This is a genomic window from Streptomyces sp. G45, assembly GCF_049542095.1.
Classification (GTDB): Bacteria; Actinomycetota; Actinomycetes; order Streptomycetales; family Streptomycetaceae; genus Streptomyces.
Map to the genome: position 1 here is coordinate 4827260 of NZ_JBMUZU010000001.1, position 25402 is coordinate 4852661.

Here is a 25402-nt window from a genome sequence, read left to right on the forward strand (position 1 = left end):
CCCGGCACGTACCATTCCGGGCATGTTGTCCCGAGCGCGTACGCGGTGGTGCCCCCTGGTGGCGGTGCTGCTCGCGGTGCTCGGGTCGGTGTGCGGCCCGGCGGTGGCCGCCGAGCGGGCGTCGGCGGTGGCGGCCGAACGGGCGGCGCCCCCGGCGGCCGTGTTCGCCCAGGACGCCGACGGGAGCGGGGCGCCCGGCTGCGGTCCGGGCGGCAAGGCGGACTCCGGGCAGCGGCCCGCCGTCCCGCCGCGCCCCGGCCCCGCGTCCGAGCTGCTGCCCGCGCCGTACGACGCCCGTGCCCTGTCCGGCGACTGGGGTGCGTGGGGCGCCGACCAGGACGTGATCGCCGTCGCGCGGGCGCTGCGGGCGCCGCCGCCGGTCGCGCCGCCGACGCCGGTGGGCCTCTCCGTGCTGCGGGTGTAGGGACCCCTGTCTTCAGGGTCCCCTCATCGTCGTACGCAACAACAGGAGAACTGCGTCAGCATGTCCACGAGCAGCAAGAAGCCCGCGGCCGCGGGTGCGGCCAAGAAGAACGCCCGGGGCAACGCCAAGAGGAATGTCGCGCTCGTCGCCCTCGTGGCCGTGGCCGCCGGGGCGCTCGGCGTCGCCTCGTACACCGCCACCAAGCCGGACACCCCGTCCGTCGCCTCCGCCGAGAAGGGCGCGGGCGCCGGGAAGGAGCGCGAGGGCGTCTACCCGGAGCTGGAGAAGCTCGCCCGCCGGGACGCGGGCGACCCGCTCGCGCAGGGCCGCCCGGACGCGCCCGTCGTCATGATCGAGTTCGCGGACTTCAAGTGCGGCTTCTGCGGCAAGTTCGCCCGCGACACCGAGCCCGCCCTGGTGAAGAAGTACGTCGACGAGGGCGTCCTGCGCATCGAGTGGCGCAACTTCCCGATCTTCGGCGAGGACTCCGAGCGGGCGGCGCGCGGCGCCTGGGCGGCGGGCCGCCAGGGCAGGTTCTGGCAGTTCCACGAGGCTGCGTACGCCGAGGGCGCCAAGGAGAAGGGCTTCGGCGACGACCGCCTGAAGGCGCTCGCGCGCGAGGCCGGGGTCAAGGACGTGGAGCGCTTCCTGAAGGACGCGGACAGCGACGCGGCGAAGGCGGCCGTGAAGAAGGACCAGGAGGAGGGCTACCGGATCGGCGCCACGTCCACGCCGTCGTTCCTGGTCAACGGGCAGCCCATCGCCGGGGCGCAGCCGCGGTCGGTGTTTGAGCGGGCCATCGACATGGCGGCGGCCGTGGCGCCGAAGCCCTCAGGGAAGGACGACGGCGACGGCGGCGGAGGCGACGGCAAGGGCGGCAAGGCCGAAGAGGCTGGCAAGGACGGCGGCGACGGTGACGGCGGCGCGAAGTGAGTGCCGACGTCGGGTACTTCGCCGCGTTCCTCGCCGGGCTGCTCGCCCTGATCAGCCCCTGTAGCGCGCTGCTGCTCCCCGCGTTCTTCGCGTACTCCATCGACTCCACGTCGAAGCTGGTCGCCCGCACCGGGATCTTCTACGCCGGGCTCGCCACGACGCTCGTGCCGCTGGGCGTCGCCGGGTCCACCGCGGGGCGCTTCTTCTTCGGGCACCGCCAGGAGCTGGTGCTCTGGGCGGGCTGGCTGATCATCGCGCTGGGCGTCGCCCAGGTGGTGGGCCTCGGCTTCGCCTCCCGCAGGCTCGCCGAGCTGTCGGGGCGCATCCGGCCGACGACGGCGGTGTCGGTGTACGCGCTGGGCGCGGTGTACGGCTTCGCCGGGTTCTGCGCCGGGCCGATCCTCGGCAGCGTGCTGACCGTGGCGGCGTACAGCGGGAGCCCCGTGTACGGGGGCGCGCTGCTCGCCGTGTACGCGCTGGGCATGGCGGTGCCGCTGTTCGTGCTGGCCGTGCTGTGGGAGCGGTTCGACCTGGGGCGGCGCAGGTGGCTGCGGGGGCGGGTGTTCCGCGTGGGCCGCTTCGAGCTGCACACCACGTCCGTGCTGTCCGGCCTGTTCTTCGTGCTGCTCGGCTCCCTTTTCCTGCTGTACGACGGCGCGGCGGCCCTCCCGTCACCGGTCGGCGTGGACGAGTCGTTCGCGGTGCAGGAGTGGGTGGGGCGCGTGGGGGACGGCGTGCCGGACTGGCTGGTCCTGGTCGTGGTGGTGGCGATCGCGGGAGCGGTGGTCGCGCGCCGGGTGCGCGACCGCTGACCTGGGCGGCTCTCCGCTGCCCGCGGTGGGCGCCCTCGCAGGGGGCGCCCACCTCACCCCCGTACCCATGTCTCGATCCGGGACATGCGAAAGGCCCCGTCCGAGGGACGGGGCCTTTCGGCGGTGGCTGGGGCCGGGGTCGAACCGGCGACCTTCCGCTTTTCAGGCGGACGCTCGTACCAACTGAGCTACCCAGCCACGGAGTTTCACGTGAAACAAAACTCCAGCGGTCCTGACGGGATTTGAACCCGCGGCCTCCACCTTGACAGGGTGGCGAGCACTCCAAACTGCTCCACAGGACCAAGCGTTTGTGCGGGAACCAGTCTCGCACAAGGTGTTGCGTGCCCCCAACGGGATTCGAACCCGTGCTACCGCCTTGAAAGGGCGGCGTCCTGGGCCACTAGACGATGAGGGCTAAGAGGCCCGCCGTGGGCGCTTCGCAGCGCGTCGGGGACGTGAGAAGCATATGGGATGCGGGGATGGATCGCCAAAACGGTTTACGGCGGAGGTGCGGGCGGGGGTGTGGACGGCTCGGCTCCGGGCTGGTTCTCCTTCGGCAGATGGCGGCTGACCTCGGCCTTCGTCAGGCCCAGCCCACCGAGTTTGATCTCGTCCCAGGCCTGGAGCCGCTTGGTGGCCCGGTCCAGGTAGAGCACGGAGGTCTCCACGGGATCGGGGTGCTCGCCCTCCACGGCGCGCAGTCCGCTGCCGCCGGTGGAGCCCTCGACGCGCAGCCGGGTGCCCTTCTCCATGACCTCCATCTCCTGGTGGTGGACGTGTCCGGCGAGGACGAGCGGCACGGCCCCGTCGGTCTCGCGCGCGGCCGCCGGGTTGTGGGCGACGGCGATGTCGACGGGGGTGCCCTCAGCGGCCTGGGCGCGCAGCGAGGAGGCGAGGGTGATGCCCGCCACCTCCTCCGCCGGGTTGCCCTCCGGCTTCGTGGAGCGGTCGGGCGTGAACTGGGGGTCGCCGATCCCGGCGAAGCGCAGGCCCGCGACGTTCACGGGCCTGCCGTCGTCCAGGACGTGGGTGTTGTCGAGCTTCTCGATGTACCGCTGCGTGGTGCGCGAGTCGTGGTTGCCGCGCACCCACACATAGGGCGCCCCGAGGTCCTCGATGGGGTCGAGGAAGGCGTTCTCGGCGGCGGTGCCGTGGTCCATGGTGTCGCCGGAGTCGACGATCACGTCGATGTCGTACTGCTCGACGAGCGAGGCGATGATCTTCCAGCTCGCGGGGTTGAGGTGGATGTCGGAGACGTGCAGCAGCCGGATCGTGGACGGGTCGGGCTCGTACGCGGGGAGCGTGGACGTCGCGTCGTACAGCTTGGTGACGTTGGTGACGAGGCGGGCCAGCTCCCGCTGGTAGACGTCGAACTCGCTGACGATGTTGCGGGCGTTGCCGACGACGGAGGGCGCGCTGCTGAGCAGGCCGGAGAACCGGGGCTCCAGGACGGACTTCGGGTTCCAGGTGGCGTACGCGGCCGTGCCGGAGGCCGCGAGCAGGGCGAGCGCGAGGCCGCCCGCGGCGAGGGCGCGGCGGGGGCGGCGGTAGACGGCGAGGCCGAGAGCGGTGGCTCCGGAGACGACGGCGACGCAGGAGCGCACGGCCAGCTCGACCGTGCCGTGCACCACGTCGTCGGCGACCTCCTCCTGGAGGCCGGAGAGCCGCTCGGGGTGGTTGACCAGGGCCTCGGAGCGCACCGGGTCCAGGCGGTCCACGTCGACGTCCAGGCGGATGGGCGCGGTGTGCGAGCGCAGCTCCAGGGAGCCGAGCGGGGAGACGTCGATCTTCGTGCCGCCGGTGAGGGAGGGGCGCAGCTGCATGCGCGTCTCCATCGGCCCCACGGGCGTGTGCACGCTGCCGACGACCAGGAGGCCGAGCCAGGCGCCGAGCACGACGGTCACGCAGAGGCCGAGGGCGCGGGCGTACGGGTGCGGGGGGCCGGGGGCGGCGGTGAGGGCGAGGGGCGGCTGCTCCTTGTCCGGGCCCCGGCGGGCCCGGCGGCCCGGGCGGCCCGGGTGGCCCCGGCGGGACCGGAGCCGGCTCAGGCGGCTCACCAGGCGGCCGAGGGCGGCGCGGGGAGGCCCGCACAGGCTGCGCGGGATCCGCAGAACGACCGTGACGTCGCGCCCCATTGGGCGCGTATGCCCAGGCGGAGAGGTGGCTATGCCTGTCGGTGATCGACGGTCGACAATGGTCCTGTGCTGGAGATGACGCGCGAGGAGTTCGAGGAACTGGTGGCCGAGGCGCTCGACCGGATCCCGCCCGAGCTGACGAGGCTCATGGACAACGTGGCGGTGTTCGTCGAGGACGAGCCCCCGAGCGACGACCCCGAGCTGCTCGGGCTCTACGAGGGCACCCCGCTGACCGACCGCGGCGAGTGGTACGCCGGGGTGCTGCCCGACCGGATCACCGTCTACCGGGGGCCGACGCTGCGGATGTGCGAGTCCCGCGAGGACGTCGTGGCGGAGACGGAGATCACCGTGGTGCACGAGGTGGCGCATCACTTCGGGATCGATGACGAGAGGCTGCACGCGCTGGGGTACGGGTGACGGGCGCGGGCGTCGCGCTGGTGGGGTGCCGCGCGGGTGGGGTGCCGCCTCGGTGGGGCGTCGCGCCGGTGGGGCGTCGCGCCGGTGGGCGGTGCTCGGGGGCGTGAGTTCCGGGTCCGTGTCCTCTTGTGGTGCGCGGGAGTTGGGCAGGGCGTCCCTTCCCCTTGCGCCTCGGAGGTGCTCGGCCGTGCGCCATGTCTACGTTTCCGTCCGATGGGCCGCGACCGTGGTGGCCGTCGTGGCGACCGCGGGCTGTATGAGCATCGGCGACGACGGCAGCGGCGGCCCCGTGCCCGCCAAGTCCGCCGGGGGACGCAGCGGGGCCGCCGCCCCCGACGGGGGGACGGTGCTGCCCGACGAGGACGGGGGGCGCCGGGCCGCCGACGGCAAGGGTGGCAAGGGCGGTGGGCGCGGCGCGGGCGACAAGCGCGGCGAGGGTGGCGAGGGCGCCGAGGAGTCCGAGGGCAGGGCCTCCGCCGAACCCGGCGACGACGGCGGCGCGTCGCCCGGCACCAAGCCCTCGCGGACCACCGGAGCCACCGCCGAGCCCACCAGGGGGCGGCCCGCTCCGACCCGTACGAAGCCGGGGCCGCGGCCCACGAGGACCACGCCGACGCCCGATCCGTCCCCCGACCCGCCCTCGCCGTCCCCCGATCCGCCGTCGCCGCAGCCGTCGTCGTCCGCGCACGGGGAGGCGGCGGGGCCGGTGGGGCAGGGGGAGCCGTCGCCTGAGGCGGGCCCTGCGTAGGCTGGCGGGGCGCCTTGAGCCGCCGTCGGCGCTGGCGCGCCTCGTCCTCAAACGCCGGACGGGCTTCGTCCCCTGCCGTGGGGCGTCGTCCCCTGCCGGGCGGGCTTGCTCCCCGCCCACCCGCCCCTCATCGCGCTGGCGCGCTTGTCCTCAAGCGCCGGACGGGCTTTTTCTCCTGGCGGGGGCTTCTTCTCCTGCGGGGCGGGCTTCGTGCCCTGGCGGGCTTCGTCACCTGCCGGGGGCTTCTTCCCCCGCCGGGCGGGCTTCCTCCTCCGCCGGATGGGCTGGCTTCCCGCCCGGCCGTCCCTCATCGCGCTGGCGCGCTTGTCCTCAAGCGCCGGACGGGCTTTTTCTCCTGGCGGGGGCTTCGTCACCTGCCGGGCGGGCTTCGTGCCCCGCTGGGTGGGCTGGCTTCCCGCCCGGCTGTCCCTCATCGCGCTGGTGCGCTTGTCCTCAAGCGCCGGACGGGCTTATCCCCTGTCGGGCGGGCTGTGCGTGCCCTGCGTCGTTGTGGAGGGGAGGGGGATTTGCCAAGCAGGGTGGTGGGTGCGTATGGTGGTAGATCGTTTGATCCCATTTGCCCGGCGCCGTCGAAGAGAGCGCCGCGTGGCGCGTACTCTCCCTTGCCGTGGCTGACCGCATAGAGGCGGTCCATTGCGAAATCACGGAGTTGTGGGCGCGTGCCGAGACTCCGGAAGGTTTCGCATTTCGCATGTCCGTTTCCAGTTTTGACGTCGACGCTGCCCAGGTTCAGGACGAGGCCCCCGAGGCCGTCGTGATCACTGAGGCCCCTGAGACCACCGAGGCCGTAGAGGCCGCAGACGCCGTAGAGGCCGTAGAGGCCGTGCAGGCTGAAGAGGTCGTGGAGACCTCTGACGCCGCCGAGGGCGCTTCGGACTCCGAGGACGAGCCCGGCATCACCTTCGCCGACCTCGGCCTGCCCGACGCCGTCGTCCGCAAGCTCGCCCGCAACGGCGTGCACACCCCGTTCCCGATCCAGGCCGCGACCATCCCGGACGCCCTGGCGGGCAAGGACATCCTCGGCCGTGGCCGCACCGGCTCCGGCAAGACCCTCTCCTTCGGCCTGCCGACCCTGGCCACCCTCGCGGGCGGCCACACGGAGAAGAAGAAGCCCCGCGCCGTCATCCTCACCCCGACCCGCGAGCTGGCGATGCAGGTCGCGGACGCGCTCCAGCCGTACGGCGACGTGCTCGGCCTGAAGATGAAGGTCGTCTGCGGCGGCACGTCCATGGGCAACCAGATCTACGCCCTGGAGAAGGGCGTCGACATCCTCGTCGCCACCCCTGGCCGCCTGCGCGACATCATCAACCGCGGCGCCTGCTCGCTGGAGAACGTGCAGATCGCCGTACTCGACGAGGCCGACCAGATGTCCGACCTGGGCTTCCTGCCCGAGGTCACCGAGCTGCTCGACCAGGTCCCGGCGGGCGGCCAGCGCATGCTGTTCTCCGCGACCATGGAGAACGAGATCAAGACCCTCGTCGACCGCTACCTGAACGACCCGGTCTCGCACGAGGTCGACGCCGCGCAGGGCGCCGTCACGACGATGACGCACCACATCCTGATCGTGAAGCCCCGCGACAAGGCGCCGGTCACCTCCGCGATCGCCTCCCGCAAGGGCCGCACCATCATCTTCGTCCGCACCCAGCTCGGCGCGGACCGCGTCGCCGAGCAGCTGCGCGACTCCGGCGTGAAGGCCGACGCGCTGCACGGCGGCATGACGCAGGGCGCCCGCACCCGCACCCTCGCGGACTTCAAGGACGGGTACGTCAACGTCCTCGTCGCCACCGACGTCGCCGCCCGCGGCATCCACGTCGACGGCATCGACCTGGTCCTGAACGTGGACCCGGCCGGTGACCACAAGGACTACCTGCACCGCGCGGGCCGCACGGCGCGCGCCGGGCGCGCGGGCACGGTCGTCTCGCTCTCCCTGCCGCACCAGCGCCGCCAGATCTTCCGCCTCATGGAGGACGCGGGCGTCGACGCCTCGCGCCACATCATCAACAGCGGCGGCGCGTTCGACCCGGAGGTCGCCGAGATCACCGGCGCCCGCTCCATGACCGAGGTGCAGGCCGAGTCCGCGGGCAACGCGGCCTCGCAGGCCGAGCGCGAGGTGCGCCAGCTCACCAAGGAGCTGGAGCGCGCCCAGCGCCGCGCCAGCGAGCTGCGCGAGGAGGCCGACCGCCTGACGGCGCGCGCCGCCCGCGAGCGCGGCGAGGACCCGGAGGCCGCGGTGGCCGCCGTGGCCGAGGCCGCCGAGCAGGCGATCGCCGAGGCCGACGCGTCGGTGCCGGAGCAGTCGGCCGCCGCCGACCGCACCGAGCACGCGGACCGCGCCGAGCGCCCGTCGTTCCGCGAGGAGCGCCGCCCGCAGCGCGACGAGCGCGGCAACTACGAGCGCGACCGCCGGGGCGACGACCGCGGGGCCCGCTCCTTCGACCGGGACCGCGACCGTGACCGTGACCGGGACCGTCGTGACGACCGTGGTGGTTTCCGTCGGGACGACAGCCGTGGTGGCGGTTTCCGCCGCGACGACCGTGGCGGCCGCCCCTTCGACCGGGACCGTCGCGATGACCGCGGTGGCTTCCGCCGGGACGACAACCGCGGGGCCCGTTCCTTCGACCGGGACCGCGACCGTGACCGTGACCGGGACCGTCGTGACGACCGTGGTGGTTTCCGTCGGGACGACAGCCGTGGTGGCGGTTTCCGCCGCGACGACCGTGGCGGCCGCCCCTTCGACCGGGACCGCCGTGACGACCGCGGTGGCTTCCGCCGGGACGACAACCGCGGCGGTGGCTTCCGCCGCGACGACCGCCCGTCCGGCCACCGCGGCAGCGACCGCCCGTACAACCGCGACCGCCGCGACGACCGCCCCTCGGGCGGCTACCGCTCCGGCGGCCACGACCGCCCGTCGTACAACCGCCGCGACGACCACCGCTCCGGCGGCTCCTTCGGCCGCCGCGACGACAAGCCCCGCTGGAAGCGCAACGGCTGACACGCCGACCTGACGAAGGCCCCCACGGCTCACCTGCCGCGGGGGCCTTCGCCGTGGGGGCCTTTCGCTGGGGGCTCGCCGCGTCGGTCTTTGACCTTGCCGCGTCAAATTCCCGTGCCGTTGTCAGTGCCGCTTGTTACTGTCTGTGCACAGTGAGTTCACGGCCTGGTGGGGAGCCGGGCCGCAGGGAGGGGACCTCGTGCACCGCTATGCCCTCGTGGCCTTAGTACGCCGTCGAGCCGGACGCGTCGGAAGCGTCGGACGCGTCGGCCGTCGAGCAGCCCGGCGCTTCGGCGTCGCCGCCACGGCCTGCGCCGCCCTCGCGGCCACGCTCGGACCGCTGTCGCCCACCGCGGCGGCGGCGCCGGAGCCACCGGGCGACGAGACCGTGGTCCCGGCGGCGCGGCGGGTCGGCCATGTGTCCGTCAGCCTCTTCGCCGCGAACAACGGCAGGGGAGCGGAGGGCGCGGGTGCCCAGGGCGTGTTCCACAGGCTGGAGGGCCACCGCGGCCTCGTCTGGACGCGCTACGCGGACGGTGAGACGTTCCCCGCGCCCGAGGGCATGACCCCGCCCGCCGCCCGTGGCACCGGCAGCGACACCCTCGTACGCCAGACCCGCGACTCTGAGGTGGAGCTGTGGGACGCGGTGCGCCGCACGTCGCGCACGCTGCGGATCCCCCAGGGACAGCACTACGTGGAGGCGTACGGCACGACGGTCGTCACCTCCACGGCGCCGACCGCTGCCGAGGCGGGCGCCCGCCACCACCTGCTGACCCCCGGGGAGGACGGCGCCACGCGCGACGTCACCGTGCGCGGCCTGCCCGAGGGCGGCGCGTTCGGCGAGCTGGTGGGCGGGGACGCGACGTCCCTGTTTTTCCGCGGCGAGGTCGGCGGCACCGCCCGGCTGATCGGTGTCGACGCGCGGACCGGCGAGGTCGGGGCCGTGTCGGCGCCGCTGCCCGGCGGCGCTCCGTACCACGCGGCCTGGTCGGGGAGCACGTCGCGCTGTACCGCCGCGACGACCCCACCGCCCTCGTCCTCGACCGCTCCGACCTGGCCGCGGCTCCCGTGCCGACCCGGATGGAGACCCCGGCCTTCGCCGTCGGGAACGACCTCGCGGTCGTGGGCGACTGGCTGGTGTACCTGACCCCCGACGGCCGGGTCGCCAGCACGGTCAGAGCGGTCCCGATCGGCGGCGGCACCCCCGTGACGCTGGTGCCCCGGGCGCACGGCCCCGCCCTCGCCAACGGCCCCGGCGGCACGGCCGTCGTCATCAGCGAGGACAGCGACGGCCGGGCCCTGCGGCGGATCACCGCGGACGGCGCCGCACGCCCCGAGGCGGCGGTGGCCAGGGAGCTGCCCCGCCCGGCGGCCGCGATCTCCGGCCTGGCCCTCGCGCAGGGCAGGCTCCTCACCGCCGACGCGTCGAGCGGCGACTGGCATCCGTACGTGCGCGAGGTGACCGCCCGGCCGTCCGGCGGGGCCCCCGAGGTCGGCGGCCGCTCCCGCTTCCTGAGGGACGGCTCGCCGACTCCGAACGGCCACTGCTCCGTACGGGACGTGGGCTGCCGCCAGCTCCACGGCCTGACCGACGGCCGCATCGCCTGGGTGTCGCGGGGAGAGGGCACCGGCGACCGGTTCCGGGCCAACGGACCGGGCCGCACCGACTTCTTCGAGCACCGTGTCCCGGACGGCGGCGCCCTCACGGACACCTCAGGGGCGTACGTGATCTACACGGCGGACCGAGAGCAGCACGTCTACCGCCTCGGCAACCACGCCGACCCGGTGGTGAAGCGCGCCCCGGGCGCCGCGGCCCTCTGGGGCGACGTGCTGTGGACCGCGGGCCGCGCCCCGGGCGCGATCGACGCGTACGACCTGACGGCGAGGAAGCCCGCGCCGGGCCTCACCACCGACGCCCCCTGCTCGCCGGACGAACTCCAGGCGGTGGGCCGCTTCCTGTACTGGAGCTGCGGCGCGGACGGCCCGGCGGGCGTGTTCGACCGCACGAGGAACAAGTCGGTCGCCGTCCCCGCCGGAGAGGCACTCCTGGGCGACGGCCACGTCGTCACGCACGACAAGGAGGCCGGGAAGCTGCGCCTCACCTCCGTGACGGGCGGCACCGCCGTCACGCGGCCCCTCGGGGACCTGCCCGACACCGGCGCCTCCCAGCGCCACGTGCGCTGGACCGTCGACAGGACCGGCGGCCTCGCCGCGTACGTCGACGCGCGGGAGCGGGTGCACGTGGTGACCACCGGCGGGCCCGCGCAGCCGCTGGGCCTGCTGGCACCGGCGGACAGCGCCGAGCGGCTGTACGCGACCAAGGCGGACGCCACCCCGCAGACGCTCACCGAGGTGCTGCCGTCCCGGCCCGTGGCCGACTGGGAGCTGACCGTCCGCGACAAGGCCACCGGCACCGTCGTGCACACCGGCCGTGGCGGCCCGGCGCGGGGCCGCCTGAGCGTCGGCTGGCACGGCACCGACGACCGCGCTCCGGGCTCGCGGTACCTCCCCAACGGGGCGTACGGATGGACGCTGTCCCTGCGCCCCGCCACCGGACCGCGGGAGCCCCTGACGGTCACGGGCACCGTCGGGCTGCGCCACGGGCAGCCCGTGCGCCACGACCACACGGGCCCGGGCCTGCCCGCCGACCCCGACGGGACCGGCGACCTGCTCACGCTCAACGCCTCGGGCACGCTGACCTTCCACACCGGCAACGGCAGGGGCGGCCTCTCCGGGAAGGTCCCGGGCCCCGGCTGGCCCGCGAAGACGCTCGCCGTGCCCGTCGGCGACCTCGACAAGGACCGCTGCAACGACGTCCTGGTCCGCATGCCCAACGGCTCCCTGCGGGCCTACCTCCCCGCGTGCGGGCAGCCCCTCACCCCGTCGACCCGCCACACCGCGCTCGGCACCGGCTGGAACGCCTACGACGTCCTCACCTCCCCCGGAGACCTCACCGGCGACGGCCGCGCCGACCTGCTCGCGCGCAAGGCGTCCACCGGTGACGTCCACGTCTTCGCGGCCACCGCGAACGGCGGCCTGGCCCCCGGCAGGAAGATCCGCTCGTCCTGGTCGTCGTACAGCGGGCTGGTCGGCGCGGGCGACCTGAACGGCGACGGCGTCGGCGACGTCCTCGCCGTGCACAGGAACGGCACGCTGTACCGCTACGACGGCCGCGGCGACGGCACGCTGAAGGACCGCGTCCGGCTGTCCTCGGCCTGGGGCGCGTACGACGCCGTCGTCGGCGCCGGTGACCTCACGTCCGACGGCCGCGCCGACCTGGTCGCCCGCCACACCTCCGGCGCGCTCTACCGCTTCGACGGCCGCGGCGACGGCACGTTCACCACCCGCACGAAGATCGCCGACCGCTGGGGGGCGTACCAGCGCCTCTCCTGACACCCCCACCGCCCGGCGGAGCCCCGAGCCCCGCCGGGCGACGCGCCCGGGCAGTATCCGATACCCCATCGGATGCCGAAGGCGCGGCGGCTATGCTCAGGGGTGCGCCGACACCGTGTCGGCGAGGACCGTTAGCTCAATTGGCAGAGCAGTGGACTTTTAATCCATTGGTTGTGGGTTCGAGTCCCACACGGTCTACGGCGAGGCCCCGGGTCAGAGGTACATGACCTGGGGCCTTCTGCTGAATTCGAGGCCTTGGAGATCGTTGGCTCGGCCCGTGCTCGGCCGAAGTGCCGGGGATCATGGAGAACCGGCCTGATCGGGGTGCCTCCAGGTGGGCCCGCGTCTGTGCGGGCGGCCGCGCACCGTGCCGCGCCGCTGCACGCGGACCTGACCCAGGAGAAGCTCGCCGAGCGAGTTGGGCTGGACCGTCAGTCGGTCAACCGCCTGGAGCAGGGGCACGTAAGCCCGCGCCTCGACTAGCTCGACTACCTCGACTACCTCTTCCGCCTCGCTGACGCGCTCGGAATCCCGCTCGCTGACCTCTTCCGCTGGCGTCACACGGGGTGGGAGGCACGCGCTTCAGCGGGGGGCGCCGGGCACGAGCGGGCGTGCGCGTAGCTGAGCACGGGGCCGCGCTGGCTCTTCCAGAGGTACGGCCGGAAGGCGCCGTCGCGGATCAGCGTCTCGCAGTGCAGGCACCAGGCCGAGCTGCGGTCGATGCGCTGGCGGGCCGCCAGGTGCGCGATGCGGAGCGTGGCCGCCGTCGCGCAGCATCCGTGCGTGCAGACCGCGCAGTCCACTATGTGGTCGTTCCAGGCGACATAGGTGGCCACGACCCGGGTGCGCAGAGCGTGGCACCGTCGGCAGGCGTGGGGGCGCCAGCCCTGGTCACCTCCGAGGTCGACACCTCGGCCAGGCAGCAGCTGCTGTGGGCACCACACGCACTGGTTGCCCTGGGTCTGGAGAAGGGTGAGCGCGGGACCGCGCTCCACGATGGTCAGCAGCAGGCTCGCCACGATGTGCGCACTGGTCACCGCCGCCTCGCGAGGCGGCGGACGCGCAGTACGACGTTCTTGGCGTCGCGCGCCGTTCGACGCAGGAGGGCGCCGGTGCGGCAGCCGTTCGGGCTGTGGGCGCACTCGGAGCAGGCCTTCAGGTGGGCCATGAGGTCGTCGTACGCGCGCTGGGCGCGGTCCTCCAGCGCGGGCAGGTCGGCGGCCGTCATCAGTCCGCCCTCCTCTGAGTGTTGAGCGCCTGCTGCACCGCTCCTCGCAGCCGCTCCACATCGGTCAGTACGCGTGGGGTCGACGGCTCCGCCGCCCAGTGCAGGGCAGGCTCCGACGCGCCCAGCGGAGGCACGACGATGTAGGTGGCCATTCCGCACGGCACGGTCTGAGGCAATGCCCAGCCCTCAGTCGACTGAGGCGGCACGAGGAAGTAGTGGATGCGCGTCCACGGGTCGCAGATCACGGCCCCGCACGCATCGCCCAGTGTGTCCATGGTCCGCAGCCCGAGCGTGCGGGGCGTGCGGACAGCGTCGAAGTGGACGCCTGCCTCGACGTGCCAGACCATGCCCGTGGGCGGCAGCCACGGGAGTTGCGCTCTCACGGCGGCTCTCACGCGGCACCTCCTGCGAGGCACCAGCGGCAGCTCACGATGGGCCATGTACGGCTGCTGCTGCGGAGCATGACGTGCCCGGCCGGTACGAGGCGCCTGCTGACGGTGCCGCAGTCCCAGCACGCGCGGCCGTGCTGACGAGCGATACTCACCCGTCCTTCGACCCGGATCGGCGCGACGGCTTTCGCCCTGGTCATCCCCACTCCCATCTGCCTGACGTCCGTGGACAGACAGATGATGGGCGCCTGCAAGGGCCACAAGGACTACAGGGTGTATCCCTTCCAGTCCCCCGTCCGGTGCCCTACACGGCGCCGATCCACTCGGCGAAGGCCGTCAGTTCCTCAGCGTCTGCACGGCGCAGGCGCCGTAGCGTGGCCGCGGTCTCTCGGGCCCACGGGTGCCCGCGGGTGTGCTGCGGGGCGACAAGGCGGGCGACCTGCAAGCTTTCCCACGCGTCGTCGGTCAGCCCGGCCCAGAGCTGGGCGCGCGCAAGTTCGATCCAGAAGCTGGACTGCCGCTCGGCCGGTAGGTCACCGGGAGGGGTCCACTCGCTGGCCACATCAAGGGCGCGGCCGACGTGGTCGCTACCGAGGCTTACGGCCACCGACACCTCGTGGATGCGCACGGAGTCGGGGCCGAACGCGGTGCCGTGGTACTCGTCCTCAGGCACAGCGTCACCGAGACGGCGGGCCTCCGTGAGGTGCGTGTCCGCAGCGTCAGCGTCCTGGGCGCGCCCGGCGATGACCGCGGCGCGCATGTGCAGAGCGCCCAGGACAGCCTGCCCTTCCGGGCCGGTCGGCGACGAACTGGCGTCGATGGCCTGCTCCAGGGCAAGCAAGCCGGGGGCGTAGGCGTGAGCGGCGAAGAACGTCTCGGTGCGCACGTAGGCGGTACTGGCGTCGACGAGCGGGTCCTCGGCGTGGCGTGCTGCCCAGCGCATCAGCTCGATGAGGCGCGCGGAGAGGTCGTGGTGCCCGTACTTGTAGGCGACGGCGTCGGCGGCTCGTGCGATCCCGACGAGTAAGCGTGCAGCGTGCCGCTGGTCGGGGCCCGTCGTGTGGTGCAGGGACCGGAGGGCGTCGTCGAGCAGCGTGGGGGCGTGCTTGGCGATGCGGGTGTACTGCGCGGCGAGGCGCCAGTTGACGGCCTCGTCGGCTGCGGCGTGTAGCTCGGAGAGCGTACGGCGTGGCGGGCTCATGGGGATGTCGTATGCGGCGATGGATGCGGAGATGGCGGGCATGGCCATACGGATGCGGCTGAGGGTGATGGTGTCGCCGGTGATGAGGCGCCCAGGGTCCACGCCGAGCGCGGCCGCGATGGATTCGAGAGATCCATCGCTGGGCGCGCGGGCGCCGCGCTCGATCGCCTTGATCGTGGCGAGGGAGAGGTACGCGGTGCGGGCGAGGTCTGTCTGGGTCATCCGGCGCGCGTGGCGGATGGTCGCGATGCGGCGGCCTACTTCGCGCTTGCTGTCGGCGGGCATACGGGCTCCAGTTCGGGGCGTCCACTCCGAACCGTACCCGCGCGACTACGTGCCGGATACGTGAATGGCCCCGCCTGCCTGTGTAGGTGGGGCCGTTTCCTCGGCCGTCAGTCGGCGATGAGGGTCGTCAGTTCGGTGAGGCTGTCGATGCGCCAGTCCGCGGCCGCCACGACGTCCGCGTCGTCCGCCCACAGATGGCCCCAGGGCCCGCGGCGGAGGTGCGCGGCCCGCAGGCCCGCGGCCTTGGCCGGAAACACGTCGTTGGCGGGGTGGTCGCCCACGTACACGGTCTCGTGCGGGGCCGCCTGGGAGATCTCCAGCACCCGGGCGAAGAACTCCGGGTCAGGCTTGGCCACTCCCCAGTCGCCCGAGGTCACGATCACGTCGGCGGGGAGATCCAGGCCGCGCAGGAGCTCGCCCGCGCGGCCGGTCTGATTTCCGGCGATGATGACGCGTACGCCAAGCTTCCGGAGCCCGGAGAGGGCTGGTCTGACGTCGTCATAGAGGTCGGTCTCGTCGAGGGCCTCGCCGTGCCCGGCGGCTTCGCGTGCCGCGTACTCGGCGGTGATGTCGATGCCGGGGCGGGCCAGGCGCACGGCGTCCGCGTTGTCGCGGCCCTGTGCGACGACGGCGCCGACGAGCGCGGAGAGGGTATGGCGGGGGATGCCGAGCCAGTCCGCCCACGATCCCCAGTAGCGATCATCTCGGGTGATGGTCTCGCCTACGTCGAAGACGATGGTCTCAATCACCCCTGTGAGCCTAGGGCGTTGCACGGGCGGTGTGCGGCTGACCCGTGGCCGCTGTCAGTGCCTCCGCCTACGCTGGCAGGCACGTCCCCCAACTCCCGCCCTCGGGCCGCCGTGCGCCCTGCCGCGGCCGTGAACGAGGACATCCGCGCCCTCTGGCGCACCCGAGCCCCCCGCGTCGGCCTGACCATCGAGCAACGCGCCGCGTACGAGCGGCTTCTGACGGAGTGGGCCACCGCCATGCGCGCCGACATCGCCACCGCCGCCTGACCCCGGACACGACGAAGCGCCCCAACCCCTGCCACGAAGGCGAGGATCGGGGCGCGTTCACGCGTACCGGCGTCGGCTGGGATCGAGCGCGGCTGCCCGCGGGCTTCGGCGCTCGGGGTGGGATCGGGGCTCGGCGCGCCCTGGCGTCGACAGATGAGGGCGTCGGGGTCGTCAGGCGGAGGCTGGAGGCCATAGCCGTCAGGCCAGGTCTGGCCCATCGCGGCCAGGCTCGCCGGGCTCTCCCGGCGGCCCCGGCTCGCCCCGCGGACCCGCTGGCCCCTGCTCGCCCTGCGGCCCAGGCGGACCCGCCGGGCCAGCCGCGCCGCCCTCGCCGTCGGCCCCCGGCGCTCCGGGAGCACCGGCGCGCCGCTCGGCCCGGGCCCGCCGTCCTTCCCGGCCGCGCCGTCTCGGCCCGCGGCGCCACCGCCGCCCCTCGGCCCGGAGCTGCCCGCGCGTCATGAGCCCGCCCCTCGGGTCAGGCTGGAGAGCTGGGGGCACCGCTTGCCGAGCGGTTCGCCGGTGTCTGTGTGTGGGGGGGCGCTGCAGTAGCAGCGGCGGGCTGATCCTCTTTCTGAGCTTACGCGGGCAGAGAATCGTTTATGCAGACACCAGCGCGCTGTTCTGATGGCGAAAATGTGATCCCCCGATCAGGTGATCGGGATGTTCTGGCGTGTCACGCTAGTGGAGCTGGGAATGTGTCCCGGCGGGCTTTCCGGTCGGCATCCGGGGCTGATGTGGTGAGTGCATCCAATGGCTGCTGAAATCAGGACGTCAGCTGGGCTCAGGCGCTATTTGGCTGTACGGATGGCCACTGATGTGGTTCCAGAAAACGGGGGGAGTTGTGTCAGGCGAGAAGGAAGGCAAGGGCAAGTCGGTTGGCCCGCATGACACCCGACGGAATGCGCTTCTCTGCATGGACCGCTCCGCGGCTCATGCGTCGCCGCGACCGAGACTGATTCAAGCGTCTCCCAGTGATCCAGCAGTGGTCTGGCGTGTCGCGGGCGGGATTCTTTCCGGTCTGAGAATGCAGCTCAGCAGGGATGGCGGGGTCACTTGGCTCGATAAGTCCCCACTGCGCCTAGGGCTAATGCCACAGGGTATTGCGGTGCATTCAGATGACCCCTACCGCGTGGTCGTCAGTTGGTCTGCGTACAGGGATGGTCGCTGTTCTGCTGGACTTCTGCAGACAGACGACGGTGGCGAAAGCTGGACCAATGATGAGCCGTACGGTCCTCATGGGCCGGTGGTCGACCTGTTCACCGCATTGGCCTTCGAGCAGGATCGTATGTGGCTCGGCGGCCGGGACGGACTGTACTATTCGGATGACTTCGGGGCGACGGCGGTAAAGCTCCTTGAGGGCGAGGTTACTGCGATTCTCCTGGATGGGGGCAATCGAATGATCCTCGGTGGAAAGAAAATTCAATACAGTGTGAGCGGTGGCCCTTTCAGGGATGCCTGGACAGGTGGCGCCCCGCTTCTGGTGCGTTCCTTGCTGAGGAGTGGAGCGTCTCTTTACGCAGGGACTTCGAGGGGTGTGCTGCGCTCGACGGATGATGGAGCGTCGTGGCTGGACTTTTCTTCTGAAACTTCTGATCTCGACGTGGTGTCCCTATCCTCCGACAGAGAAAGCCTCTACGTGGGAACCAAGCAGTGTGGCGTGTATGAGCTTGCTCTGCCGTCTGATGGCTGAGCTGAGCCTCTTCCGATCCGCACGGCGTTGCCCGCCGCGCCAGACCAGGCCAGGCATTCGTCTGGAGAGGCCCCTCCGTAACGCTCAGCGTGTTCATTCAGCCGACGGGCGGCTCTCTCTCACCAGCGGCCCATGCGCGGTCGACCTCTTGGCGCCAGGCGTGGTCACGTCACATCGTCCTCACGCGAGGCGATAGCCCCACATCCGAGCTTCAACGCCGGAGCCCACTCATGCTCCGGGGTGCCCTCGCGGGCACGGGAAAGTGCCGCGGTTCTCGAAGGCTGGCCGAAACCGTCCCGTAGATCGATATGGCTGCTTCACTGCCGTTTGCCCGCAGTCGAAAGATCTGCCCGTCGAAAGGTAACGCCAGGCCCGAAGAAGTCATGCCAAATGGATTCTCGACAATATTCTCACTCTTTTGAGGGAATGCAGAGGGATCTCTCAAAGCCTACTCTATGGACAGAGTCCGGGTTGCGTTAAAACTCCATGGAAGCGCGGTGCTGCACTTCGATGGGCTAGCTTTCGCAGCTCGGGAAATTTCCGTGAACTTCGAGAAGGGTGTCGGAAATGGCAACGATGAACGACGTTCAGCGCCGGTCGGAATTCTGGTTCGCCAAGCTCGACCGGGACGGGGACGGCTCGATCACAGCAGAAGACTTCACGCAGTTGAGTGACCACATCACCAGCTCATTCCCTCAGGCGGACCCGGAAAAGGTCCAGGCCGTAAAGCAGGCGTACGCGTCCCTCTGGGACGACCTGGCCGCGGCCGCGGACTCCGACAACGACGGCCGCGTCACGCAGGACGAGTTCCGCGCGTCCCTTGAGAACACCCCTCGCGTCGGCTTCGAGCGTGCCGCGAAGCGCGCGGCGCTGGAGTTCTCGCTGGCGGACGCCGACGGCGACGGCTACCTCGACACCCACGAGTTCACCAAGATGATCCAGCTCTACGGACATACCGGTGATGTGCCGCAGCAGGTGTTGAGCCTGATCGACACCGACAACGATGGCCGAGTCTCGATCGACGAGTGGCAGAAGGCCGTGCTCGAACACCTCGTCGGCCGCGACCCGTTCAGCTCGGTCTCCTGAGAACTACGACAGGGCGGCTGCTGAGACTGCCAACCGAAGAGCCGCCCGACACGGAGCGTCGGGCGGCTCCTTGGTTCTTCGATGCGCAATGCGAGCGACCTGTGGCACGGCCGTCACCACACTGCTTTCCGTCCTGAACCGCCACGGAAGTGACGCGTTTCCCGTCGGGCCGCTCCCTGAGGGATAAAGGCCGGTTCCGGCCTGCCCTCGCATACCTGCGGCGACGAATCCGGCTGCCCAGGTCGGCCCGCTCACCGCCATCCAGGGTGCGGTACGGGCTTCCGTCCAGGGTGCGGTACGGGCTTCTCGCTCGAACTCCGGCCACTCACATATCGTCATGAAACCTCTGCAACGACAGACCCGCCCCCATGCCCGGCCATCCGGGAAAGGGCGGCCCGGTCGTGCGTATCCAGCGAGGGAAAAGCTCACTGATGTTAGTGGAGCGAGGAGAGATTCTCGAACAACTTGACGACCTCCTGTTCCAGTCCGTAGACGGAAGAGGGAGAGTCGCCGTCATCAGTGGATTGCCCACTATGGGGAAGAGCGCGCTGCTCAACGCCGTGGTGGAGCGGGCCGTCATGGCCAAGCGCACCGTACTCAGCGCGGTGAGTTCCCCCAACGGTCGCCGCACCCCCTACAGCACGCTCGTCCAGCTCCTGCACTCCACGAACACGCTCATGTTCCGCAAGGACACGCTCATGTTCCGTAAGGAACCAGCGCGTGACAGCCCAGGAATCGAGGTGCCGCAGCGCGGATGGCAGGACCGCGCCCCAGACACACCGGCCTCGGCGCTCGCCTCACCGGCTCCTTGTGACCATCCTCTGTCCGTCGCGCAGCATCTGCACCGGCTGATCGTCGATCACACCGCTCACCATCATCTGGTGATCACGGTGGACGACGTCCAGCACACGGACGAGGCCACGCTCCGCTGCCTGTACCACCTCGCCCAACGTCTGGCTCAGCTTCCGCTTTCCCTTGTGCTCACCCACCGCACGCCCATCAACGAGCCGTCGCCGGTCCTGGAGGACCTGCTGTACCGGACGAACGTGCGGCGCTTCCATCTGGGACCGCTCTCGTACGCCGCCATCAGGGAGTCGGTCGCACACCACGCCCCCGCGCTGCTGTCGGACGAGGCCATCGCCGCCGAGATCCGCACCTTGAGCGGCGGGAACCCGCTCCTCGTCCCCTCACTCATCGAGGGACACCGGCTCACCCTGCTCGAAACGAGACCGGGGCCCGCGCCGACCTCCGACGTACCCCCTGCCAGCACGCCGAACCCCGAGGAAGGGCTGGCGGCCAGTCCCGTCTTCCACCAGGCAGTCCTCGCGTGCCTGCACCGGCTCGGCTCCGCATCGGTCCGCCTGGCCCGGTGTGTGGCCCTGCTGGCGGAAGCAACCACCCCACTTCTGGTCAGCCGGTTGAGCGGCATCGAGGGAGAACTGGTCAAACGTCATCTGTCGCTGCTCGCAAGCGTCGGCCTCCTCGACGGGCCCCTGTTGCGATCCGCGAGCGTCCGCCAGGCAGTCCTCGCCGAGATGCCGCACGACGAGGCCGCCGAACTGCGCGCCCGCGCCGCTCGCCTGCTCTACGACACCGGAGCGCCGTATCGGGCCGTCGCCGCCCACCTGCTCGGCATCGACCCCCTGCATGAGGACTGGGTGGTGCCTGTCCTGCAGGAGGCCGCCCACCAGGCACTCATCGACGGCGACCCCGGACAGAGCAGCCGGTACTTGGCCCTGGCCCGCGAATCCTGCCAGGACGAGACCGAGCGCCTCCTGGTGAAGGCCCGCTACGCCGCCGCCCAGTGGCAGTTCAGGCCCGCCCACTCCGCCCAGCACTTCCTCAACCTCAAACAGCCAGCCCTCGAAGGAAGGCTCGCGGCGGCCGATGCGCTGCAGGTCGCGGAGGGAATGATGTTCCACCTCGACTTCGACAACGCCCTTGAGATCATCGATCGCGTCAACAACGGCGACCAGGGACCGGTATCGGCGCTGAACGGCACCCGGCTGTACCTGGCTTCGGAATTCCTCGGGCTCCTCGACCGGCCCCGCCGCCCGCTCCCCACGACCGGTCTGTCGGCCACCTCCTCTTCCGACCTGCGCGCCAGGCAGGCCCTCGCACACACCCTTGAGCGAGGGGCGGACGCGCATGCCATCGCCGCCGCCGAGCAGGTGCTTCAGGGATGCCAGGCTCCGTCGGCATGGCAGCTCAAGGGCCAGCTGGCGGCGCTGACGGCCCTCTGCTACGCCGATCAACCCTGTTCCGCCGCCCGATGGTTCGACGCGCTCGAACCCAAGGTGCACACCTATGCCGAGTCGGCCTGGCAGGGGCTGCTCCAGTGCACCGGTGCTCACCTCTCGCTGCGGCGCGGGCAGCTGGCCGACGCCGCACGCCTCGCGCAGGCCGCCCACGACCGCCTGTCCGGCCCCAGGTGGAACATCAGCGGCGCCCTGGCCGTGGCGATCCTCGTGGAGTCCCACACCTCCATGGGCAACTATCAGGCCGCCGCGGCGTACTTGGCCCCCGAACCACCGCCCGAGCTGTTCCTCACTCTCTCGGGTCTGCACTACCTGTACGCGCGGGGTCGCCACCGCCTGGAGACCGGCAGTGCCCGCATGGCGCTGTCGGACTTTCTGGAGTGCGGTGCGCTGATGCGGCGCTGGAAGATCGACACGCCCACCGTCGTGCCCTGGCGCCTGGGCGAGGCAGAGGCCCGGTTGCGGCTGGGCGAGCGCGGTCGGGCGGCCCGGGCCGTCGAGGCACAACTGGCCATGTCGGACGCGGAACTCACCCGCTCGCGGGGAAAGGCCCTGCACCTCTCGGCCCTCGTCCAGCCCGCCCCCGAACAACCAGCCGCCCTTCAGGAGGCGTTCGCCGTACTGAACGCCGTCGGCGCGCGCGACGCGGCCGCCGCGGTCCTGGCCGACCTGAGCCGCGCGTACTACGGGCTGGGCATGACCACCCAAGCACGACAGACCGCCCGGCGGGCGTGGCTGCTGGCCAAGAGCTGCGGGGCGGAGGCGAGATACCGTCCGCAGCTGCCGACGTCCGTGCCCAGGCGGCTCGTCGGGGCGGCGGACGCCGCAGGTCTCAAGGGCAGCAAGGGCAGCGAGGAGGGCGTTGCCCAGGGCGCCTTCGGCGGCCTCAGCGCGTCCGAGCAGCGCGTCGCGGCACTCGCGACACAGGGGTACGCCAACCGCGAGATCGCCGACAAGCTGTTCATCACCGTCAGCACGGTGGAACAACATCTGACCCGCGTCTACCGCAAGATGCGTGTCAGGAACCGCGCCCAGCTCGTGGAGACAGTGGGTTTCCAGACCACCTGACGGGCCGCACCAGACACGTTCCCGGCTTCCCGGCTTTCCCAGCGTCGTACTTGGAGCCTTCTGGGAGCTGCTGAGCGCTGACCGCGGCGCCACCACCGCGGTGTGCGAGGACCGCTCGGGTCGGGAGGCGGTGCTCCCAGGTGCGTCGGCGACGCACCGCGCCGGATGGCGCCTCCTCGCCGACGACCGCGTCCTCGTCCGCCCCGACGGCGACGGCGTCCGCGTCCTCCCCTGGCCCTCCGCCGCCGCCATCGGCGTGGGCCTGCTCGACGCCCTCGGCCTCTGAGGACAACATGGCCTTCCTCGCGGAACTCCTCGCGTTGCCCTGAGCCTCCTCCCTGCGGGCGACCGCGAGGGTGGCGCCCGCAGGGGTGTGGGAACTCAGTTCTTGCTGTGGTCGATGACGTTGCCGTTGGAGCAGTTGTTGACGTGGTCGCCGGTCCAGTCGCCCAGTACGGGCACCACGGCCACTTCTTGCAGGCAGACAGCGGCGGCGGTGAAGTTCCAGTTGTTGGCCGCGTTGACTCCGCCGCCGAAGTTGCTGTCGTTGTCCGCGTGGGCGGGTGCGGCGGGACCGAGTCCGGCGAGCACCAGCACTGCTGCTGTGATCATCTTTTTCACGGCCAGCCAACGACGCGACGCCCGGTAGGTCACGCGAGCTGGGCCCGTATGGTTCTCAGGGCCCCGGTCAGCCTGCCCAGCGGCCTGTGAGGAACGTGAGGGCGCAGAGGGTGGTCAGGGGGATGGTCAGGCAGAGATAGGGGGTGTGGGCCCGGGGGGTGCGGTGGGTCCAGACGGCCAGGAGGGTCCAGACGGGCCACCACAGGAGGGTGGCGCGGGGCAGGGACATGTACCAGTAGGACGTGCCCAGGGCGCACAGGGTCAGGCCGGTGTACACGGCCTCGGGCCAGTGGCGGCGGTACAGGAGGAACGCCGTCAGGAGCAGGCCGAGGACCATGGCGAGGAGTTCGGCCTGGAACTCCAGGGCGTACCCGGTGCCGACGGTGTGGCCGAACGCGGCGTCCCAGGTGTTGCTCCAGGTCTCCCGCGGGTCGTGGAAATCCCGGTACCAGCCGCGCTGTTCGGCGTGTTTCCAGGCCATCCAGTCGCCGGTGTGGACGTACAGGTAGCAGGTGTGGGCGAGCAGCGGCAGCGCGGGCAGCGCCAGCCACGGCAGGGCGCGCCCGTCGCGGTGGACGCGCACGGTGGTCAGGAAGTGCGTGAGCAGCGCCGCGGCGAGGAAGAGACCGCTGACGCGGACCGTGGTGGCCAGGCAGGCGAGCAGCGCCGCCCGCGGCCAGGCCCGGTGCCGTGCCGCCAGCCACGCGGGCAGCGCGAACGCCAGGAACAGCGCCTCGGTGTACCCCGCCGCCAGGAACACCGCGCACGGCGACAGCAGGAAGTACAGGACCGCCCGGCGGCCCGTGCCGGTGACGCCCGGCAGCCGTTCCCGCGCGATGCGGGCCAGCGCGAGCACCGCGACCGCCCCGGAGACGAACGAGACGAGCAGCCCGGCCGCCGCCCAGTCGGGCACCACCGTGTGGACCGCGCGCAGCGCCAGCGGGAAGCCGGGGAAGAACGCCTCCCTGTTGTCCCACTCCTCGGACCACGGGCCCCTGCCGTCCGGGAAGTAGCCCTCCTGCGCTATGCGCAGGTAGTGCCACCAGTCCCACTGCTCCCAGGCCGACAGCGTGGACGCGGCGCGGCGGGTCCTCGGGTCGCGCGGGAAGAGGTGGGTGGCGCAGTACGCCGTGGCCCAGAGGAGCGCGCGGGTGAGGAGGTAGACGGCGAGGACGGCCAGGTCGTCGCGGGCGGTGGGGGTGAGGCGGCTGGCCAGGCGGGAGGGCAGGAGAGCGGGCAGGCGGTCCGTCAGGCGGGGGCGCGGGTGCCGCCCGGCGCGGTGCGGTGTGCGGTGGGTGGGGTGGGGGCGCTTGGTGCGTTGCGTGCAGCGGGTGTTGTTCCTGGGGGTGCGGAGGTGGCTCCAGGTCTCCGGCCTCGGCGGCCTCGGCGGGGAGGAAACGGGCATACGGGTGCCTCCGGAGGCGGTCGGGGTGTGCGGGATCGCCTCGTGGCGGTCGTCCGTACGACACTCCGTACGACACGGGAAACTCCGTACGGCATGAGGAAATCCGTACGACACGAGGTCAGGGCGGGAGGTGGGCGCGGTCTAGGTGAGCGGCGGGGTGCTCCTCGTCGGCGGCGGCAGGGCCCGCCCCGTGGACGGCCGCGACCCCGACGGGTGCGTCGGCACCAGCGTGGACGTCGGCGTGAACGACGGCGAGGTCGTGGGCGGACCCGGCGCGGTCGACTCGGGCGACTCCGGTTCCCCAGCCGCGCCCGAGGCATCCCGCGCGCCCGAGTCATCCCGCGTACCCGAGGCGTCCGGCCTGCCCAAGCCCTCCCGCGCGCCCGAGCCGCCCCGCGTGCCCGAAGCGTCCCGCGTCCCCGAAGCGTCCGGCGGCCCGGACGACTCGGGCGACGTCTGCGACGGCTCCGGCGGCTTCGGCGACTCCGGCGACAGCCTGGGCGGCGACGGCACCGTGGCGGGCGGCGTCGGAGCCTGCGAGCGGTGCGCCAGCGCCGCCGCGCCCGCGCCCGCGACGACCAGCGTCGCCGTGACGGCGACCGCCGTGACGAACGCCCGGTGGGCCCGGCGGCCGCGCCGGGCGATCTCCGCCACCGGCGGCAGCTCGGCGCGGGCCTGCCCGGTGGCCGCGGCCTCCTGGAACAGGGAGCGCAGCGGGTCGTGGCGGTCAGACACCGGAGACCTCCTCGGTACGCGGGTCGGTGAGGCGGCGCGCGAGCGAGGCCCGGCCGCGGGACAGATGGGTCTTGACGGTTCCGGGGGAGAGCCCGGTCTCAGCGGCGATCTGCTCAACGGTCAGGTCGCACATGTAGTGCAGCGCGAGCGTGCGGCGCTGCTGCGGCGGCAGCTCCCGGAGCAGTTCGACCAGGGCGACCGACTCGGGCCCCGGCCCGTCCGCGTGCGGTGGCGCGCCGCTGCGCTGCCAGGCCGCCGCCGACCGGCGAAGGCCCCGCCACCGGCTCACCGCGAGCCGCCACGCGACCGTGCGGATCCAGGCCTCCGGCTGCCCGTCGCGGTCCAGCCTGCTCCGGCGGCTCCAGCCCTTGACGAAGGCCTCCTGCACCACGTCCTGCGCCTCGTGCAGATCGCCGAGCATCACGTACAACTGGCCCGTCAGGCGCCCGGCCGCGCGCGCATAGAACTCCTCGAACTCCTCGACGGTCAACAGATGGCTCCCGGATCTCCTCGGTCTCACCAGGCATACGCCGCCCGGACCGCAT

Annotated in this window: 24 protein-coding genes and 4 tRNA genes; 15 read left to right on the forward strand and 13 right to left on the reverse strand. The window is 72.1% G+C overall.

The annotated features are described in order from the left end of the window. Window positions 1-22: 22 nt before the first annotated feature. From ACOBQU_RS20180 to ACOBQU_RS20190, 3 genes are read left to right on the forward strand one after another with little or no spacing between them, the layout of a single operon-like run. Window positions 23-424, forward strand: coding sequence for a hypothetical protein (locus tag ACOBQU_RS20180; protein ID WP_423628725.1), 402 nt, complete (start codon window positions 23-25; stop codon window positions 422-424). Between the two features lie 60 nt (window positions 425-484). Beyond that, window positions 485-1357: a DsbA family protein gene (locus ACOBQU_RS20185; RefSeq protein WP_423628726.1), complete on the forward strand. Its 873-nt coding sequence runs from the start codon at window positions 485-487 to the stop codon at window positions 1355-1357. Beyond that, window positions 1354-2169, forward strand: a complete 816-nt coding sequence (locus tag ACOBQU_RS20190; RefSeq protein ID WP_423628727.1) for a cytochrome c biogenesis CcdA family protein — start codon at window positions 1354-1356, stop codon at window positions 2167-2169. The genes ACOBQU_RS20185 and ACOBQU_RS20190 overlap by 4 nt, the downstream gene beginning before the upstream one ends. Before the next feature lie 124 nt (window positions 2170-2293). Here ACOBQU_RS20190 and ACOBQU_RS20195 read toward each other — a convergent pair. From ACOBQU_RS20195 to ACOBQU_RS20210, 4 genes are all read right to left on the reverse strand, one after another. Further along, window positions 2294-2367, reverse strand: a tRNA-Phe gene (locus tag ACOBQU_RS20195). 29 nt (window positions 2368-2396) lie between these two features. Beyond that, window positions 2397-2471 (reverse strand) — tRNA-Asp (locus tag ACOBQU_RS20200). A 40-nt stretch (window positions 2472-2511) separates the two neighbouring features. Further along, window positions 2512-2584 (reverse strand) — tRNA-Glu (locus ACOBQU_RS20205). Between the two features lie 82 nt (window positions 2585-2666). Then, window positions 2667-4304, reverse strand: a complete 1638-nt coding sequence (locus tag ACOBQU_RS20210; protein ID WP_423628728.1) for a metallophosphoesterase family protein — start codon at window positions 4302-4304, stop codon at window positions 2667-2669. Window positions 4305-4370: 66 nt separating this feature from the next. Here ACOBQU_RS20210 and ACOBQU_RS20215 point away from each other — a divergent pair, with 66 nt between their 5' ends. The 7 genes from ACOBQU_RS20215 to ACOBQU_RS20245 all read left to right on the forward strand — a co-directional run bounded on the left by ACOBQU_RS20215 (window position 4371) and on the right by ACOBQU_RS20245 (window position 12358). Then, window positions 4371-4721: a metallopeptidase family protein gene (locus ACOBQU_RS20215; protein WP_423628729.1), complete on the forward strand. Its 351-nt coding sequence runs from the start codon at window positions 4371-4373 to the stop codon at window positions 4719-4721. Window positions 4722-4908: 187 nt separating this feature from the next. Next, on the forward strand, window positions 4909-5469 hold the full coding sequence (locus ACOBQU_RS20220) for a hypothetical protein (RefSeq protein ID WP_423628730.1): 561 nt from the start codon (window positions 4909-4911) through the stop codon (window positions 5467-5469). 712 nt (window positions 5470-6181) lie between these two features. Beyond that, window positions 6182-8482 carry a DEAD/DEAH box helicase gene (locus tag ACOBQU_RS20225; RefSeq protein ID WP_423628731.1) on the forward strand — a complete coding sequence of 767 codons (2301 nt, stop codon included), beginning with the start codon at window positions 6182-6184 and terminating at the stop codon, window positions 8480-8482. 199 nt (window positions 8483-8681) lie between these two features. After that, window positions 8682-9629 (forward strand): hypothetical protein, encoded by a 948-nt coding sequence (locus ACOBQU_RS20230; RefSeq protein WP_423628732.1) that lies wholly within the window; start codon window positions 8682-8684, stop codon window positions 9627-9629. Then, window positions 9563-11875 carry an FG-GAP repeat domain-containing protein gene (locus ACOBQU_RS20235; protein WP_423628733.1) on the forward strand — a complete coding sequence of 771 codons (2313 nt, stop codon included), beginning with the start codon at window positions 9563-9565 and terminating at the stop codon, window positions 11873-11875. Before ACOBQU_RS20230 ends, ACOBQU_RS20235 begins: the two co-directional genes overlap by 67 nt. A 125-nt stretch (window positions 11876-12000) precedes the next feature. Beyond that, window positions 12001-12073: transfer RNA gene (locus tag ACOBQU_RS20240), tRNA-Lys, on the forward strand. Window positions 12074-12223: 150 nt separating this feature from the next. Beyond that, entirely contained in the window at window positions 12224-12358 is a 135-nt protein-coding gene (locus tag ACOBQU_RS20245; RefSeq protein WP_423634612.1) for a helix-turn-helix transcriptional regulator, read from the forward strand. Window positions 12359-12432: 74 nt separating this feature from the next. Here ACOBQU_RS20245 and ACOBQU_RS20250 read toward each other — a convergent pair whose 3' ends face one another. From ACOBQU_RS20250 to ACOBQU_RS20270, 5 genes are all read right to left on the reverse strand, one after another. Continuing rightward, window positions 12433-12912 carry a hypothetical protein gene (locus ACOBQU_RS20250; RefSeq protein ID WP_423628734.1) on the reverse strand — a complete coding sequence of 160 codons (480 nt, stop codon included), beginning with the start codon at window positions 12910-12912 and terminating at the stop codon, window positions 12433-12435. Beyond that, a complete protein-coding gene (locus ACOBQU_RS20255; RefSeq protein WP_423628735.1) occupies window positions 12909-13103 on the reverse strand; it encodes a hypothetical protein in 195 nt (64 codons plus the stop codon). Before ACOBQU_RS20255 ends, ACOBQU_RS20250 begins: the two co-directional genes overlap by 4 nt. Then, a complete protein-coding gene (locus ACOBQU_RS20260; RefSeq protein WP_423628736.1) occupies window positions 13103-13450 on the reverse strand; it encodes a hypothetical protein in 348 nt (115 codons plus the stop codon). Before ACOBQU_RS20260 ends, ACOBQU_RS20255 begins: the two co-directional genes overlap by 1 nt. Window positions 13451-13796: 346 nt before the next feature. Next, window positions 13797-14978 (reverse strand): helix-turn-helix domain-containing protein, encoded by a 1182-nt coding sequence (locus ACOBQU_RS20265; RefSeq protein ID WP_423628737.1) that lies wholly within the window; start codon window positions 14976-14978, stop codon window positions 13797-13799. 107 nt (window positions 14979-15085) lie between these two features. Then, complete coding sequence (locus ACOBQU_RS20270; RefSeq protein WP_423628738.1) at window positions 15086-15727, reverse strand: HAD family hydrolase; 642 nt, start codon at window positions 15725-15727, stop codon at window positions 15086-15088. Window positions 15728-15856: 129 nt separating this feature from the next. On the opposite strand from ACOBQU_RS20270, the gene ACOBQU_RS20275 reads away from it, so the two are divergent. From ACOBQU_RS20275 to ACOBQU_RS20295, 5 genes are all read left to right on the forward strand, one after another. Continuing rightward, complete coding sequence (locus ACOBQU_RS20275) at window positions 15857-15994, forward strand: hypothetical protein (protein WP_423628739.1); 138 nt, start codon at window positions 15857-15859, stop codon at window positions 15992-15994. Window positions 15995-17237: 1243 nt separating this feature from the next. Next, window positions 17238-17684, forward strand: coding sequence for a hypothetical protein (locus tag ACOBQU_RS20280; RefSeq protein WP_423628740.1), 447 nt, complete (start codon window positions 17238-17240; stop codon window positions 17682-17684). Between the two features lie 567 nt (window positions 17685-18251). Then, window positions 18252-18770: an EF-hand domain-containing protein gene (locus ACOBQU_RS20285; RefSeq protein WP_423628741.1), complete on the forward strand. Its 519-nt coding sequence runs from the start codon at window positions 18252-18254 to the stop codon at window positions 18768-18770. A gap of 431 nt (window positions 18771-19201) precedes the next feature. Further along, window positions 19202-22096 (forward strand): AAA family ATPase, encoded by a 2895-nt coding sequence (locus tag ACOBQU_RS20290; protein ID WP_423634614.1) that lies wholly within the window; start codon window positions 19202-19204, stop codon window positions 22094-22096. 130 nt (window positions 22097-22226) lie between these two features. Continuing rightward, window positions 22227-22382, forward strand: a complete 156-nt coding sequence (locus ACOBQU_RS20295; protein WP_423628742.1) for a hypothetical protein — start codon at window positions 22227-22229, stop codon at window positions 22380-22382. 95 nt (window positions 22383-22477) lie between these two features. Here the strand turns inward: ACOBQU_RS20295 and ACOBQU_RS20300 are convergent, their stop codons facing one another. The 4 genes from ACOBQU_RS20300 to ACOBQU_RS20315 all read right to left on the reverse strand — a co-directional run bounded on the left by ACOBQU_RS20300 (window position 22478) and on the right by ACOBQU_RS20315 (window position 25347). After that, window positions 22478-22717: a hypothetical protein gene (locus ACOBQU_RS20300; RefSeq protein WP_423628743.1), complete on the reverse strand. Its 240-nt coding sequence runs from the start codon at window positions 22715-22717 to the stop codon at window positions 22478-22480. Between the two features lie 67 nt (window positions 22718-22784). Further along, entirely contained in the window at window positions 22785-24122 is a 1338-nt protein-coding gene (locus tag ACOBQU_RS20305; protein ID WP_423628744.1) for a mannosyltransferase family protein, read from the reverse strand. Between the two features lie 141 nt (window positions 24123-24263). After that, the gene (locus ACOBQU_RS20310; RefSeq protein ID WP_423628745.1) at window positions 24264-24857 is read right to left on the reverse strand and encodes a hypothetical protein; all 594 of its coding nucleotides are present in this window, start codon (window positions 24855-24857) and stop codon (window positions 24264-24266) included. After that, window positions 24850-25347, reverse strand: a complete 498-nt coding sequence (locus ACOBQU_RS20315) for a SigE family RNA polymerase sigma factor (RefSeq protein WP_423628746.1) — start codon at window positions 25345-25347, stop codon at window positions 24850-24852. Before ACOBQU_RS20315 ends, ACOBQU_RS20310 begins: the two co-directional genes overlap by 8 nt. Window positions 25348-25402: the final 55 nt, after the last annotated feature.

Bases quoted from the DNA above. Each gene is read 5' to 3' on its own strand.
- ACOBQU_RS20180 (WP_423628725.1), top strand. From the start codon at position 23: ATGTTGTCCCGAGCGCGTACGCGGTGGTGCCCCCTGGTGGCGGTGCTG.
- ACOBQU_RS20185 (WP_423628726.1), top strand. From the start codon at position 485: ATGTCCACGAGCAGCAAGAAGCCCGCGGCCGCGGGTGCGGCCAAGAAG.
- ACOBQU_RS20210 (WP_423628728.1), bottom strand. From the start codon at position 4,304: ATGGGGCGCGACGTCACGGTCGTTCTGCGGATCCCGCGCAGCCTGTGC.
- ACOBQU_RS20225 (WP_423628731.1), top strand. From the start codon at position 6,182: ATGTCCGTTTCCAGTTTTGACGTCGACGCTGCCCAGGTTCAGGACGAG.
- ACOBQU_RS20235 (WP_423628733.1), top strand. From the start codon at position 9,563: ATGGAGACCCCGGCCTTCGCCGTCGGGAACGACCTCGCGGTCGTGGGC.
- ACOBQU_RS20255 (WP_423628735.1), bottom strand. From the start codon at position 13,103: ATGACGGCCGCCGACCTGCCCGCGCTGGAGGACCGCGCCCAGCGCGCG.
- ACOBQU_RS20260 (WP_423628736.1), bottom strand. From the start codon at position 13,450: ATGGTCTGGCACGTCGAGGCAGGCGTCCACTTCGACGCTGTCCGCACG.
- ACOBQU_RS20265 (WP_423628737.1), bottom strand. From the start codon at position 14,978: ATGCCCGCCGACAGCAAGCGCGAAGTAGGCCGCCGCATCGCGACCATC.
- ACOBQU_RS20285 (WP_423628741.1), top strand. From the start codon at position 18,252: ATGGCAACGATGAACGACGTTCAGCGCCGGTCGGAATTCTGGTTCGCC.
- ACOBQU_RS20290 (WP_423634614.1), top strand. From the start codon at position 19,202: ATGTTAGTGGAGCGAGGAGAGATTCTCGAACAACTTGACGACCTCCTG.
- ACOBQU_RS20305 (WP_423628744.1), bottom strand. From the start codon at position 24,122: ATGCCCGTTTCCTCCCCGCCGAGGCCGCCGAGGCCGGAGACCTGGAGC.